Origin of the sequence: Massilia sp. UYP32 (assembly GCF_050434365.1) — a bacterium.
Lineage (GTDB): Bacteria > Pseudomonadota > Gammaproteobacteria > Burkholderiales > Burkholderiaceae_D > Telluria > Telluria timonae.
In genome coordinates this window covers 1-15,272 of the sequence record NZ_JBNDIK010000040.1, presented here as the reverse complement: position 1 = coordinate 15,272, position 15,272 = coordinate 1, and the positions used below count along the sequence as shown (strand labels likewise).

General features: G+C 67.7%; 7 protein-coding genes. 5 read left to right on the top strand and 2 right to left on the bottom strand.

Annotated elements, in window-relative coordinates; translation table 11 throughout:
- Positions 1-286: 286 nt before the first annotated feature.
- The gene (gene rpoD / locus ABIB42_RS24590) at positions 287-3,019 is read left to right on the top strand and encodes an RNA polymerase sigma factor RpoD (RefSeq protein ID WP_312488348.1); all 2,733 of its coding nucleotides are present in this window, start codon (positions 287-289) and stop codon (positions 3,017-3,019) included.
- 74 nt (positions 3,020-3,093) lie between these two features.
- Here rpoD and ppc read toward each other — a convergent pair whose 3' ends face one another.
- Positions 3,094-5,919: a phosphoenolpyruvate carboxylase gene (ppc, locus tag ABIB42_RS24585; protein WP_429249152.1), complete on the bottom strand. Its 2,826-nt coding sequence runs from the start codon at positions 5,917-5,919 to the stop codon at positions 3,094-3,096.
- 168 nt (positions 5,920-6,087) lie between these two features.
- Between ppc and hemC the strand changes: the two genes are divergently transcribed.
- From hemC to ABIB42_RS24565, 4 genes are read left to right on the top strand one after another with little or no spacing between them, the layout of a single operon-like run.
- On the top strand, positions 6,088-7,053 hold the full coding sequence (hemC, locus tag ABIB42_RS24580) for a hydroxymethylbilane synthase (RefSeq protein ID WP_005669524.1): 966 nt from the start codon (positions 6,088-6,090) through the stop codon (positions 7,051-7,053).
- Positions 7,046-7,849, top strand: coding sequence for a uroporphyrinogen-III synthase (locus ABIB42_RS24575; protein ID WP_429249151.1), 804 nt, complete (start codon positions 7,046-7,048; stop codon positions 7,847-7,849). The genes hemC and ABIB42_RS24575 overlap by 8 nt, the downstream gene beginning before the upstream one ends.
- Positions 7,849-9,126 carry a uroporphyrinogen-III C-methyltransferase gene (locus ABIB42_RS24570; RefSeq protein ID WP_312489125.1) on the top strand — a complete coding sequence of 426 codons (1,278 nt, stop codon included), beginning with the start codon at positions 7,849-7,851 and terminating at the stop codon, positions 9,124-9,126. The genes ABIB42_RS24575 and ABIB42_RS24570 overlap by 1 nt, the downstream gene beginning before the upstream one ends.
- Before the next feature lie 3 nt (positions 9,127-9,129).
- On the top strand, positions 9,130-10,326 hold the full coding sequence (locus tag ABIB42_RS24565) for a heme biosynthesis protein HemY (protein ID WP_429249150.1): 1,197 nt from the start codon (positions 9,130-9,132) through the stop codon (positions 10,324-10,326).
- A gap of 61 nt (positions 10,327-10,387) precedes the next feature.
- Here ABIB42_RS24565 and ABIB42_RS24560 read toward each other — a convergent pair whose 3' ends face one another.
- A complete protein-coding gene (locus ABIB42_RS24560; protein ID WP_005669528.1) occupies positions 10,388-15,214 on the bottom strand; it encodes a DUF4214 domain-containing protein in 4,827 nt (1,608 codons plus the stop codon).
- Positions 15,215-15,272: the final 58 nt, after the last annotated feature.

The following is a 15,272-nucleotide window of genomic DNA, read 5'->3' as shown; positions in this document are numbered from 1 at the left end:
ACCCCTTCCCCTATTCTTCTAGAAAAATAGATGCAAGCCCGTGTTAGCGGGCTTTTTTTCGTTCCGACATGCACAGCACGATTTTGAACATCGACCATCGCCTATCTGTCCGCAGCCCAGAATCGAGTTGGCGCGCGCAAAACCCGGTAAGTCGTGCTTGAAACCTGGCATGTCCGCCCCTAGGTAGGGCCACTTCCGTTCCCCCTTTCCCAGGATCCGTACGCGGGTCCCGCTGGATTATTGACTTCGCAGGCGCGCACCTCGCCTCGACTGGAGAGTTTTAAGTATGAAAAACACCGCCAAGACATTGACACTGACAGCGAAAAAAGCGCCGGCCAAGGCTTCGGCGCCGCTGGCAGTGCCGAAAACCGCGACCTCCTACTTCCTCGAAACGGAAGCGGCGGCCAAGGTGACGGTGGTCAAGACCCGTTCGCGCCTGGCCACGCTCAAGGCGCAGGCCGACGCCATCCTGGCCGCCGGCGGCCCGGTGGCGGCCGAGCCGGTCGCTGCGCCAGTCGTGGAAGAGACGCCTGCAGCTGCGCCTGCCGCGGCCCCGATCGCCGCCGCGGTCGAAGAGGTGGTGGCCGAAGCCGCCGCACCGGTGCTGGCCGAATCCGCTCCTGCCGCTGCCGAAGCCGACGTGGACGCCGGCATCGACCTGGCCGCCGAATACATGCAGGCGCAGGCCAAGCCGGCCGTGGCGCCGGTCATCGTGCGCAAGCGCGGCAAGCTGGCCGCCTTGAAGGCAGCCGAGCCGGAAGTCCCGGTCGCCGCTGCTGCGCCAACCGCGGCCCCGGTGGCCCAGGCCGCCGCCGAGGAAGCGCCGAAAGTCGTGCGCACCCGCGCCGTGCGCCGTGTCGAGACCAGCCCGGCAGCCCCGGTGAGCGCCGTCGGCGCCGTCAGCAAGACCACCGACGCCGCCGCGCTGGCCGCGATCGACACCTCGGGCTACCTGCTGCCGCAGGTAAAGGTCCCGGGCCGCCGCGGCCGCAAGCCGAGCGAATTCGTGCCGGAGAACGATGAAGTCGCGGCGCTGAACGCCGTCGAGCGCGCCGAACTGAAGGCGGCCTCGAAGGCGCGCGAGCGCAAGGCCAAGGGCCTCGGCATGCTGAACGAAGCCGGTTTCTCGGAAGCCGAACTCGAAAAGCGCCGCCAGCAGCTGAAGAACCTGATCAATATGGGCAAGGAGCGCGGCTACCTGACCCATGCCGAGATCAACGACCACCTGCCGGAAAACATCATCGATCCGGAAGCGATCGAAGGCATCATCGCGACCTTCAACGACATGGGCATCGCCGTCTACGAGCGCGCCCCTGAAGCCGAAATGATGCTGCTGTCGGACCAGGCCGTGACCCCGACCAGCGAAGACGAAGTCGAGGCCGCCGCCGCGACCGCGCTGTCGACCGTCGACTCCGACTTCGGCCGCACCACCGACCCGGTCCGCATGTACATGCGTGAAATGGGCGCGGTGTCGCTGCTGACGCGCGAAGGCGAGATCGAGATCGCCAAGCGCATCGAGCAGGGCTTGAAGGACATGGTGCAGGCCATCTCGGCGTGCCCGACCACGATCTCGGAAATCATCGCGCTGTCGCACAAGATCGCCAGCGACGAGCTGAAGATCGACGACGTGGTCGATGGCTTCGTCGACCTCGAAGACACCCCGGCGCCGGCCGCATCGGTGGCGCACGCCGCCGCTGCCGCGGAAGAAGACGAAGAGGAAGAAGAAGAGGTCGAGGACGAAGAAGAAGAGGGCGAAGGCGGCAGCGCCGGCGGCGCCGCGGCCGGCTACTCGGCCGAGCAACTGGCCCAGCTGCGCAAGGGCGCGCTGGAGAAGTTCGCGCTGATCGAGCAGCAGTTCGACCTGATGGGCCACGCCTTCAAGAACGAGGGTTATGGTTCGCCGGCCTACGAAGAAGCGCAGGCCGTGATCTCGTACGAGCTGCTGGGCATCCGCTTCACCGCCAAGGTGGTCGAGAAGCTGTGCGACACGCTGCGCGGCCAGATGGACGAAGTGCGTTCGATCGAGCGCGCCGTGCTGGACATCTGCGTGAACCGCTGCGGCATGCCGCGCGCCCACTTCATCAAGGTCTTCCCGGGCAACGAGACCGACCTGCAATGGGGCGACCGCGAAGTCGACTGCGCCTATCCGTACAGCGCGGTGCTGAGCCGGAATCTGCCGGCCATTAAAGAGCTGCAGCAGCGCATGATCGACCTGCAGGCGCGCGTGGCGCTGCCGCTGGCCGACCTGCGCAAGATCAACAAGCAGATGGCGGCCGGCGAGAAGCGCGCACGCCAGGCCAAGCGCGAAATGACGGTGGCCAACCTGCGCCTGGTGATCTCGATCGCGAAGAAATACATCAACCGCGGCCTGCAATTCCTGGACCTGATCCAGGAAGGCAATATCGGCCTGCTGAAGGCGGTCGACAAGTTCGAATACCGCCGCGGTTATAAATTCTCGACCTATGCGACCTGGTGGATCCGCCAGGCGATCACGCGCTCGATCGCCGACATGGCGCGCACGATCCGCGTGCCGGTGCACATGATCGAGACGATCAACAAGATGAACCGCATCTCGCGCCAGATCATGCAGGAAACCGGCAGCGAGCCGGACCTGCCGACGCTGGCCGCCAAGATGGAAATGCCGGAGAATAAGGTTCGCGAGATCATGAAGATCGCGAAGGAACCGATTTCGATGGAAACCCCGATGGGCGAGGACGGCGATTCGCAGCTGGGCGACTTCATCGAGGACAACGCGACCCTGGCCCCGCTGGACGCCGCGCTGCACGCCTCGATGCGCAACGTGATCAAGGAAGTGCTGGACTCGCTGACCCCGCGCGAAGCGAAGGTGCTGCGCATGCGCTACGGCGTCGAGATGTCGAACGACCACACGCTGGAAGAAGTGGGCAAGCAGTTCGACGTGACCCGCGAGCGTATCCGCCAGATCGAAGCCAAGGCGATGAGCAAGCTGCGCCAGCCGTCGCGTTCGGACAAGCTCAAGACCTTCCTGCACAACCAGTAATTCACCGGTGGTGTGGATGTAAAAAAGCCGCCCGGTTTGCGCCGGGCGGCTTTTGTTTTTCGAGCGTTACGCGCTCAACCGGTGTTGCGCAACCCCGCCGCCACCCCGTTGATCGACAAATGAATCCCGCGATGCACGCGCGGATCGGCATTGTCGGCCAGCTTGCGGCGGCGATGGATCAGCTCCACCTGCAAGTGGTTCAGCGGATCGAGATAGGCGAAGCGGTTCTGGATCGAGCGCGCCAGCAGCGGGTTGCCGGCCAGCCGTTCGCTGGCGCCGGTGATCGCTTCCAGGATGCGGATCGTCTCGCCATGCTCGGCCGCGATGCGGCGGAAGATGCGCTCGCGCAGGCCGGCGTCGCTCACCAGGCCGGCGTAGCGCGAGGCGATCGCCAGGTCGGTCTTGGCCAGCACCATGTCCATGTTCGACAGCAGGGTGGCGAAGAACGGCCAGTCGCGGTACATCGCGCGCAGCTCTTCCAGTTTCGCGTCGCGGTCGGCGCCGACGTTGGCGTCGTCGAGCCAGCTCGTCACGCTCGACGCGAACCCGAACCAGCCCGGCAGCAGCAGGCGGCACTGGCCCCACGAGAAGCCCCAGGGAATCGCGCGCAGGTCTTCGATGCGGCGGGTCGACTTGCGCGAAGCGGGACGCGAGCCGAGGTTGAGTTCGGCGATCTCGGCGATCGGCGTGCCTTCGAAGAAGTAGTCGGTGAAGCCCGGCGTTTCGTACACGAGGTTGCGGTAGGCCTTGTAGGCGCGGTTCGACAGCTCGGCCATGACCGACTCGAAACGCTGCAGGCGCCCGGCGTCGACGCCGCTGGCGCCGTCTTTCACACCGTGCGGCGTCAGGCTCGCTTCCAGCGTCGCCGCCACCAGCAGCTCCAGGTTGCGGCGGCCGATCTCGGGGTTCGAGAATTTCGAGGCGATGATTTCGCCCTGTTCGGTCAGGCGGATCTGGCCGTTGACGGTGCCGGGCGGCTGGGCGCGGATCGCGTCGTAGCTCGGGCCGCCGCCGCGGCCGACGGTGCCGCCGCGGCCGTGGAACAGGCGCAGCTTCACCTGGCGCTGCGCGAACACCTCGACCAGTTTCAACTCGGCCTGGTACAGCTCCCAGTTCGAGGTCAGGAAGCCGCCGTCCTTGTTCGAGTCGGAGTAGCCGAGCATGACTTCCTGCAGGCGGCCCTGTTTCTCGATGATGCCGGCCACCAGCGGAATCGCCATCCATTCGTCCATGATGCCGGCGGCGCGCTGCAGGTCGGGGATGGTTTCGAACAGCGGGATCACCATCACGTCACTGAGCCCCGCGCTCACCCGCATCAGCCCCGTCTCCTTCTGCAGCAGCAGCACTTCGAGCAGGTCGGACACGGTCTCGGTGTGCGAGATGATGTAGTTGCGGATCGCGCGCGGGCCGTAGCGCAGGCGGATCTCGCGCGCGCAACGCAAAATCGCCAGCTCGGAATTGGTCTCGTCGCCATAGCTTTCGTACGGCGAGAACAGGGGCCGCGGCTGCGCCAGCTCGCGCAGGATGAGCGCGCGCTTGTCCTCTTCTTCCATCCCCGCATAGTCGGCTTCGACGCCGGCGCGCGCGAACAGCTCGGCCAGCACGCGCTCGTGGATGTCCGAACTCTGGCGCATGTCGAGCGAGGCCAGATGGAAGCCGAAGATGCGCGCGGCGCGCAGCAGGCCGGCCAGGCGCGGCTGGATCAGCATGGCGCCGTGGTTCTGGCGCAGCGAGTCGGCCAGCACCTCGAGGTCGGCCGCGAACAGTTCCGGGTCGAGATAGGGCGCGGCATGGCCGACTTCCTTGCGCAGGATGTGGCCCACGCCCAGCTCGCGCGCGGTGGCGGCCAGGCGCGCATAGATGCCGATCAGGGCGCGGCGGTAGGGTTCGTCGCTGCGGTGCGGCGAGGCGTCGGGCGAGGCGTCGGCCAGCTGTTCCAGCGCCGGCGACACCTTGACCAGCAGGGTGGAGGCCGACAGCTCGGCGCCCAGCGCGTGCACCTCGTCGAGGTAGAAGTCGAGGATGGTGGTCGACTGGCGCGTCAGCGCGTGGCGCATGGTGTCGGCGTTGACGTTCGGGTTGCCGTCGCGGTCGCCGCCGATCCAGCTGCCCATCTGCAGGAACGAGGCGTGGGCGGCGGCGGCCGACCCATCGCCGCCATACTGTTCGGCGAGCTCGAGTTCAATGTCGTCGTACAGGGCCGGGACTTCGCGCAGGAAGGTGATGCGGTAGTAGGACAGGGCGTTCTCGATCTCGTCGGCCACGGTCAGCTTGGAGTAGCGCAGCATGCGCGTCTGCCACAGGGTGGCGATGCGGGCGTGCAGCAGCTGCTCGTTGCGGCGGCGTTCCTTCGGCGTCTGCGGCGCGTCGCGCTCGGCCAGCAGGCGCGCGATGTCGTGCTCGGCGTCGAGGATGCTCTTGCGCTGGACTTCGGTCGGGTGCGCGGTCAGCACCGGCGAGATCAGGGCGTCGCGGAAGAACGCGTCCACGGTATCGCGCCCGATGCCCGCCTCGGCCAGCTTGCCCAGCGCGTAGCCGATGCTGCCCGAGCGCGGCGCCGAACCTTGCAACAGGTGCGCGCGGCGGCGCCGGTTGTGGTGCTGGTCTTCGGCGATATTGGCCAGGTGCGAGAAGTACGAGAAGGCGCGCACCACCGAAATCGTCTGGTCGCGGGTGAGCTTGTGCAGCAGGGTGGCCAGCTCTTCGCCGGCGTCCGGATCGTCGTCGCGGCGGAAGCGCACCGCGGTTTGGCGGATGGTTTCCACGATGTCGAACACCGCGTCGCCTTCCTGGTCGCGCAGCACGTCGCCCAGCAGGCGTCCGAGCAGGCGGATGTCTTCTTTGAGCGGCGCGTCCTTGTCGGCGCCGGCTTGTACTACGGGTGCAGCAGGATTGTCCATGTCGACCACAAGTAATAGATTGTGCGATGGCGGTGGGCCATGATCTGCAAGATGCCCCCATGATAAAATTTATGATCTTATGCAGGGAGCGGCTACTGGCATCGTCCGGGTCGGCCCAATGACAGTGAAAGAACTCGAGTGTTAAACGCTATACAGCAGGAATCCAACGTGACGCCCCAGGCGCCAGCCAAATTGATTATCGCATCCCGCGAGAGCCGCCTCGCCATGTGGCAGGCGGAGCACGTGCGCGACCGGCTCGCCGCATTATATCCAGAATGTAGCGTCGAAATTCTCGGAATGACAACACGCGGCGACCAGATCCTCGACCGCACCCTGTCCAAGGTCGGCGGCAAGGGCCTGTTCGTCAAGGAACTCGAGGTCGCGATGGCCGAAGGCCGCGCCGACCTGGCCGTGCATTCGCTCAAGGACGTGCCGATGGAGCTGCCCGAAGGCTTCGAGCTGGCTGCCGTGCTCGAGCGCGAAGACCCGCGCGACGCCTTCGTCTCGAACGACTACGCCAGCCTGGATGAGCTGCCGCCCGGCGCCGTGGTCGGCACCAGCAGCCTGCGCCGCCAGTCGCTGATCGCGGCGCGCTACCCGCACCTGGTGATCCAGCCGCTGCGCGGCAACCTCGACACCCGGCTGGCGAAGCTCGATCGCGGCGATTATGCAGCGATCATCCTGGCCGCCGCGGGCCTCAAGCGCCTGGGGCTGCCGCAGCGCATCAAGGCCTTGCTCGAGCCCGAGCTGAGCCTGCCGGCGGCCGGCCAGGGCGCGATGGCGATCGAGATCCTGAGCGGCGCACGCAGCGACGGCGTCGACCTGCGCGCCGTGCTGGCCCCGCTCAACCACGTCGAAACCGCCCAGGCGGTGCTGGCCGAGCGCAAGGTGTCGCGCATCTTCGGCGGCAGCTGCCAGATCCCGCTGGCGGCCTACGCCACCGTGCAGGACGGCCAGATGCGCCTGCGCGCCATGGTCGCGACCCCGGACGGCAAGCGCAGCGCGCACGCCGAGGTGGCGGGCGCCGCCGGGCAGCCGGAATACCTGGGAGAGCAGGTGTCCGAGCTGCTGGCGCAGCAGGACGCCAGCGCGATCCTGGCCGCCTGCCGCTTGGACGCGGCCGAGGATGCCTGAACTGGAGCCAGGAGTGAGCGAGCGCGTGGTCGTGGTCACCCGGCCGCGCGCCCAGGCCGATGGCCTGGCAGAGGCGCTGCGGGCGCTCGGCCGCACGGCCGAGGTCTTGCCGCTGCTCGAGATCGCCCCGGTCGACGATCCGGCGCCGCTGCGTGCGGCGCTGGCCGCCCTGCATGAGTATGCGCTGGCGGTGTTCGTCTCGCCGAATGCGGTCGATGGGGCGTTTGCCCACCTGGAGGCATGGCCGCCGGCCGTGCCGCTGGCGGTCGTGGGCGAGGGCAGCCGCGCCGCGCTGGCGCGCCATGGCGTGGCGGCGCCCGCCCATACGATCCACAGTCCGCTCGACCCCGCCCACGCCGATTCGGAACACCTGCTCCAGAGCCTGGACCTGTCCCTGTTTGCCGGCCGGCGCGTGCTGATCGTGCGCGGCGACGGCGGACGCGAGCTGCTGGCCGACGCCCTGCGCGCGGCCGGCGCCACGGTCGAGGCGGTGGCGGCCTACCGCCGCGCCACCCCTGTATTGACGGACGAGCTGGGCGCACGATTGCGCGCCTTGCTGGCGCAGCCAAACGACTGGATAATCACGAGCTCGGAAGCCTTGCGCGGCCTGGCCGGCCTGGTGGCGGCGCTGGGGCCGCCGCAGTTCCAGGCACAGTACCAGGAACGGTTCGAGCGGCAGCGCCTGGTGGTGCCCCATGCGCGGATTGCCGAGACGGCGCATGCGCTGGGCCTGCGCCAGGTGACCCTGACGGGATCCGGAGATGCCCGCATACTAGCAGCGTTACAATCACAATAATGAACGAATTGCCGAACAATCCAGATCAGCCGCAGGCCAATGTGCCCGCACCGAGTCTCCACAAGCCCGAGGGCGTCCAGAGCGGCGTGCCGGAGGGCGCGGCCGGCGGCGCCGGCATGCCCCCTCCGGGCGGCACGCCACCGGCGGGTGGCGTGCCCCCGGCCGGAGGCGTGCCCGTCCTGCCGCGCATGGGCGAGCCGGGCGGCCCGGGCCTGTTCGACCGCCTGGCGCGCCCGCTGCCGCTGGCCGTGATCGCGCTGGCCGTGCTGCTGGCGCTGCAGACGTATTCGTCGCACAACCGCATCAACGCGCTGCGCCAGGACATGGCGCGCAGCCTCCAGAAGGGCAATGCGGTCAATGCCGAGACGGCGGCGCTGGCGCGCGACGTGGCGGACCAGTCGAAGGAGCTCCAGATCAAGGTCGGCGTGCTCGAAAGCCGCCAGAGCGAGGCCCAGAGCCAGCAGGTGGCGCTCGAGCAACTCTATAAAGACCTGTCGCAGAACCGCGACGAGTGGGCGCTGACCGAGATCGAGCAGGTGCTGTCGACCGCCAGCCAGCAGCTGCAACTGGCCGGCAACGTGCAGGGCGCCCTGATCGCGCTGCAGAACGCCGACCGCGCGGTGTCGCGCTCCGATACTCCGCAGTTCCTCACCATCCGGCGCGCCATCGCGGGCGACATCGAGAAGCTCAAGGCCTTGCCGGCGGTGGACCTGGCCGGCGTCGCCGTGCGCCTCGACCACGTGATCGGGCAGGTCGATTCGCTGCCGATGCTGTCGAGCGAAAAGCCGCTGCTGCCGGTGGCGCCGGTGCGCGCCGCGCGCAAGGGCGAGGCGGCTGTCTCCGCAGCCGGCGCCGGAGCGAATGCGGCGGGCGCCGATGCGGCGCAGCCGCTGGGCGTGGGCCAGCGCATGCTCCAGACCTGGACCTTGTGGAGCCAGGAGATGTGGGACGACGTGCGCCAGCTGATCCGGGTGCGCAGCGTCGAGTCGCCCGAGGCGCTGATGCTGTCGCCGAGCGAGTCGTTCTTCGTGCGCGAGAACCTCAAGCTGCGCCTGCTGAACGCGCGCCTGGCGCTGTTGTCGCGCAACGAAGCGACCTTCCGCGACGACCTGGCCACGGCCCAGGCCATGCTGCTCAAGTATTTCGACACGCGCGCGCGCGTGACGCAGTCAAGCCAGGCCGCGCTGCGCCAGGTCCAGGCCAACAACCTGACGATCGAGATGCCGACGCTGGCCGACAGCCTGAACGCCGTGCGCAACTACAAAGCGAAACAATAAGCTATGCGTTTACTTCTCTGGTTAGTCGCGCTGATGGCCGCCGCCATCGGCATCGCCGTGACGGCGCGCTTCAATCCGGGCAATGTGGTGCTGTTCTATCCGCCGCACCGGATCGACATGTCGCTCAACCTGTTCGTGGTGCTGCTGGTGGCGTCCTTCCTGGCGCTCTACGGCCTGGTGCGCGCCATCAACGCCACCCTCAGGATGCCGCAGCGCGTGGCCGCCTATCGTCAGCGCCGCGCCGAACGCGAAGGCAACAAGGGCATGCGCGACGCGCTCAAGGCCCTGTTCGAAGGCCGCTTCGGCCACGCCGAGAAAGCCGCGATGCGCGCCGCCGAGCTGCCCGAGAACGCCGGCCTGGCGGCCCTGATCGGCGCGCGCGCCGCGCACCGCATGCGCGAGCCGGCGCGGCGCGACGCCTGGCTGGCCGGGATCGCCCACGACAACACCCTCAAGACCGCGCGCCTGATGACGGTCACCGAACTGCTGGTCGACGACCACCAGCCCGAAGCCGCGCTCGAAGCGGTCGCCGAACTCAATGCCAGCGGCCAGCGCCACATCCACGCGCTGCAGTGGGCGATGAAGGCCAACCAGCAGGCGCGCAACTGGCCCGAGGTGCTGCGCCTGGTGCGCATCCTCGACAAACGCCGCGCGCTGCATCCGGCCCTGTCGAGCCGCCTGCGCGAGCTGTCGTACGAGGCGCTGCTGGGCGGCGACGGGCACGACGCCGAATCGCTGCGCCGCATCTGGGCCACGGTGCCGGCGCCAGACCGCACCGTGCCTTATATCGCGGCGCGCGCGGCCAGCGCCTTCAATGCGCGCGGCCTGCACGACGAGGCGCGCGCGATCGCCGAAGAGTCGCTCAAGGCCGGCTGGGACGAGCGCGTGGTGCGCGCCTACCGCGACGCCGCCAGCCCGTTCGGATCGCCTTCACTGCTGGCCCAGATCGAGGCCTGCGAATCCTGGCGCCGCGAGCGCCCGACGGACGCCGAGCTGGCCCTGACCCTCGGCTCGCTGTGCCTGAAGCAGAAATTGTGGGGCAAGGCCCAGCGCTACCTGGAGCAGGCGCTGTCGGACGCCCTTGATGCGTCGATGGTGCGCGAGGCGCACCTCAAGCTGGCGCAAATGCACGAGGCGCTGGGGCAGGAGCAGGAGGCGGCGAGCCATTACCGGCAGTGCGCCCTGGCCAGCGTCCTGTAGCGACCGGCCGGCAGCTGGCCGTTGCAGCGGGCCCGCCGCCGCTCTGGCGGGCCACGCTGGATCACAACAGGTCGATGCTCGTGTTGATGGCCCCGACGATGGCGATGCTCTCTTCCGTTTCCGCCACGTTCAGCAGCACCTGGCCGCGATCGTAGACGCCGTTTTGCAGTTGTTCCAGCAACAGCGTCTTCTCTTCGGACGACGGCGCGCGGTTGAGCGCCGTCGCATACAGCTGGTCGACGAAGGCGGCGTCGCTGCCGTGTCCGGCCAGTCCCTGGGCTTCGGCCGACACGACGAAAGCGTCGGCGATGGCGCCCAGCGACGCGCCGTCCTCATGGCGTTCGAGCCAGAAGTTCAGGCCGCCCTCATCCGGCGCGCGGCCGAACATGGCATGGTACATCCGCGCCAGCACCGCGACGTCGCTGTGGTTGAAGTCGACGTCGAGCGAGGAAGCCAGCTTCTCGGCCGAGTTCACGAAGCCCAGCGCGACCGTGGCGCGGTCGACGCCGTCCGCCAGCAGGTCGGTCCAGAAAGCGCTTTCCGACGCCGCCGCCGTGCGGCCCAGCACGGACTGGTACAGGCCGGCGACGAAGGCGTCGTCATCGGCCCGGCCCATTGCCTGGGCGGCTTCGGGCGAATCGATGATGGCGGCGGCGATCTGCTGCAGCGAGGCTCCGCGCACTTGCACGTCCTGCCACCACGCGATTTCGGCCGCCGAGGCCTGGCGGCCCAGCACGCCCTCATACAGGCGCGCGAGCACGGCGTCGGTTGCCATGCTCTGGCCGCCAGTGAAGCGCAGGACTTCCACTGCCGCCACCGTGTCGATGCCATCGTTGCCCACGCGGTCCGTCATCACCAGGAGGCCATCCTTGAGGCGCAGCGAGTAGCTGTCGACGGCGCTGGAGAAGCGCGCGGTGTCGTGCCCGGCGCCACCGTCCAGGTAGTCGTTGCCTTCGCCGCCGAAGACGAGATCGTCGCCTTCGTCGCCATAGATCATGTCGTCGCCCCCACCGCTGCCGATGATGTCGTCTCCCGCGCCGCCATGCAACACGTCGTCGCCTTCACCGAGGATGATGGTCTGGCTGGCGCCGTCGCCCCAGACGTACTGCTTGCCGGCGCCGCCGGTCACGGTCGCCGCGCCGATGATCGCGGCGAAACTCGCGTGCTGCAGTTCGATGGTCGCGCCGGACGACAGTGAACGCGTGTCGATCACCAGCGCCGATTGCACGGAGCCAGCTTGCTGCGGCTGGCCGATGATGCCCAGCGGGACGTCGGCGGTGCCGCCATTGCCGCTCAGGACGAGGGTCTGCACCAGCAGCGGCGTATCGGCGTCGAGGATGTCGAGGAAGCCGCCGCCACCGCCGGTCAGCTGGTTCTGGTCATGCGAGCCGCTGGCGGTATGCGCCTGGATTTCGCGGATCAGGTCGGTGAGCGAATCGCCGGCCCGCTTGGGGGCGCCGTTGCCGATCGACTGCAGGCCGGCGCCGGTCGGCACTTGCACGGCCAGCAGGCTGCTGCCGTCCGCCGCTTTCACGAGCGGGATGTCGGCCACGTCGTTGTTGCCCACCTGTTCCTCGCGCGACGGGGTCACGATCGGCACCGTGATGACCTGGGCCACGGTGCCGTCGCTGCGCACGACGGTGCCGGTCTGCAGGGGCACGCCATCGACCGTGTTGCCGGTCGTTGGTGGATTGGTCGGCGGATTGGTTGGTGGATTGGTCGGCGGCGCCGGCGTGTTGTTGACGACCGGCGTGACCTCGATGCTGGCGGCATCGTTGCCGACCGCATCCTGGATGGCATTGGCGTCGTTCGGGGTCAGGTCGTCGTAGGCCACCGTGACCGCCTGCCCATTCTTCACGGCGCTCGACAGGGTCAGGGTGACGGTCTTGGCGCTTGCGTCGACGGTAACGCCAGTCACGGTGACGGTCTCACCCGCCACCGTTACCGTGAAGTCCCCCAGGGCGGGAGGATGCGCCGCGTCCAGTGCGCCGGCGTCGGCGAAACCCAGCACCATGCTGTTGCCGTTGACCGTGGCGGTGGTCAGGCTTGGGCCCGCGGTATCGACACGCACGGCGCCCAGCGGGGGCAGGTGGCCAGCCAGTGCCAGGTCGGCATTGTTGCCGGCGGCATCGCGAATGGCGCCACCGTTCAGCGCCAGGCCGGTGATCTCGATGCCGTCGGCGTCGTTGTCGCCGGCCTGCACGGTGTAGATGTAGGTGATGCTGTTGGCGCTCTTCGAGTCGTAGACCGCGCTGCGCGCTGCGCCGCCGATGTCGAGGCCGAGCGTGCTGGTGGTGCCGGTGACGGTCACGTTCTCGCTGAACGCGACCGTGAACGTCAGCGTTTCGCCGACCGTGTACGTCTTGTTGTCGGGCGCTGCGATCGTGCCGCTCACGACAGGCGCGGTGCCGTCCACCAGGATGTCACTGGTGGATGGCAGGTGACCGGCAAGCTCGATGACCGCGTCGTTGCCGGCGGCATCGCGGATCGTGCTGCTGCCCAGGTCGATGGCGCCGACGTCGATGCCGTTGGCGTCCAGGTCGCCCGCCTGCACGATGTAGCGGTAGGTCACCGTGTCGCCGTCGGCGGACAGGAAGGTGGCTTTGCGGGCGGTGGTGCCGATGGTCAGGCCGAGCGTGCTGCTGTCGCCGTCGACGGTGACGTTCTCGTCGAAGCTGACCACGAAGACGAGACTCTGGCCGGCCACATAGGTGCCGGGAAGAGGCGCCGTCACCGTGCCCGCGACGGCCGGCGCGGTGGTGTCGATCAGCACGTCGGCGGTGGATGGCAGGTGGTCGTCCAGCGACAGGTTGGCGTCATTGCCGGCGGCGTCGCGGATCGTCGTTCCGTTCAGGACGATGTCGCCGACTTCGATGCCATTCGCATCGGTGTCGCCCGCCCGGACGGTATAGGAATAAGTGACCGAATCGCCGACGCTCCTGACGAATTCGGCATGGCGCACGGCTTCGCCGATGTGCAGGGCGAGTTCGCTCCCTTGGCCATCGACGGTCACGTTCTCGCTGAATTTCACCGTGAAGTTCAGGACCTGGCCCGCGCGGTAGCTGCCGGCGTCGGGCACCTCGATATTGCCGGATACGGCCGGCGGGCCGCCGTCGACCAGCACGTCCGTCAGCGGCGGCACGTGTCCGGTCAGCGTCAGGTCGGCATCGTTGCCGGCGGCATCGTGAATGGTGCTGCCGTTCAGGGTCAGGCCGGTGACATTGATGCCATCGGCATCATTGTCGCTGGCCTGCACCGTGTAGCGATAGGTGACGCTGTGTCCGATCGACGAGGAATAGGTCGCGCTGCGGGAGGTGCCGCCGATGTCGAGTTCGAGCTTGCTGGCGCTGCCGGAGACGGTGACGTTCTCGTCGAAGTTGACCGTGAACTCGAGCACCTGGCCGAGCGTGTACCAGCGGTCGTCCGGCACGTCGATGCCGGTGACCGAGGGGACGGTGCCGTCCACCAGCACCTGGCTCGTAGACGGAATGTGGTCGCTCAGCGACAGGTCGGCGGCATTGCCGGCCGCATCGATGAAGGTGTCGAGGCCCGGATCGATGGCGCCGACGACGATGCCGTCTGCGTCCACGTCGCCCGCCTGTACCGTATAGCGGTAGGTCACGGTGCTGCCGTCGACGGAGTGGAAGCTGGCGTTGCGCGCGGTGCTGCCGATCGTCAGGCCGAGCGTGCTGGCGTTGCCGCTGACGGTGATGTCTTCATTGAAGGTGATCTTGAACTCGAGGATTTGGCCAGCCACGTAAGTGGCGTCGGCCGGCACCGACATATTGCCCGAGACCGACGGTGCCGTGGTGTCGACGATGACGCCGGTGGTCGGCGGGAGGCTGCCGATCAGCGACAGAGAGGCATTGTTGCCGGCCGCGTCGCGGATCGTCGTCAAGCCTGGCGTGATGCCGTCGATTGCGATGCCGTTGGCGTCGTTGTCGCCGGCTTGCACCGTGTAGGTATAGGTGATCGAGTTGGCGGTGCTCGACTCGAAGATGGCGTTGCGCGCGGTCGTGCCGATGGTCAGGCTCAGCATGCTGTCGTCGCCGTCGACGATCACGTCCTCGTCGAACGTCACGGTGAAGCTCAGGACGTCGCCTGCGCGGTAGTAGCCGTCTTCCGGCACGTCGACGGCGCTGATGGAGGGAGCGCCGCCATCGACCAGCACGCCGGTCAGCACCGGCAGGTGGCCGGTCAGCGTCAGATTGGCGTCGTTGCCGGCGTGATCGCGGATGAAGGTGTCGTTCAGCGCCAGGCCGGTGATGTCGATGCCGTCGGCATCGTTGTCACCGCTCTGCACGATGTAGCGGTAGGTGATGCTGGCGCCGTTCGAATCGTCGTAGACCGCCTGGCGGGCAACGCCGCCGACGTCCAGAGTGAGCGTGCTGACGGTGCCCGACATCACGATGTCTTCGTCGAAGGTCACCGTGAACAGCAGTTCGTCGCCCACGCTGTACCAGCGGTCGGCGGGCGCGGAGATCGTGCCGGTGATCGCGGGAGCCACGCCGTCGACGCGTACTCCGGCGGTGGCGCCCACATTGTTGAGCGTGAGGTCGGCGGGATTGTTGGCCGCATCGCGGATGGTGCTGGTGCCGAGGGACAGTCCGTTGATCGTGATGCCGTTGGCGTCGAGGTCGCCGCTTCGCACCGTGTAGCTGTAAACGATGGTTCGGTCGGTAGGCGTTGATTGGAAGGTGGCGTTGTGGGCGACGTCGCCGATGTCCAGTTCCAGGCTACTATCAGTGCCGGCGACGATGATGTCTTTGTCGAAGGTGACCGTGAACAGGAGCGTTTCGCCGATGGCATAGGTGTCGTTTTGGGGGGCCGTGACCGAACTGATGCGGGGCTCGAGCCTGTCAGAATTTCTGTGTGGAACCGGGGTCATGAAATAATCCCGAAAGGACTGTTCCATGACCGAAGTGATGACCACTAAGAAGCTCAAG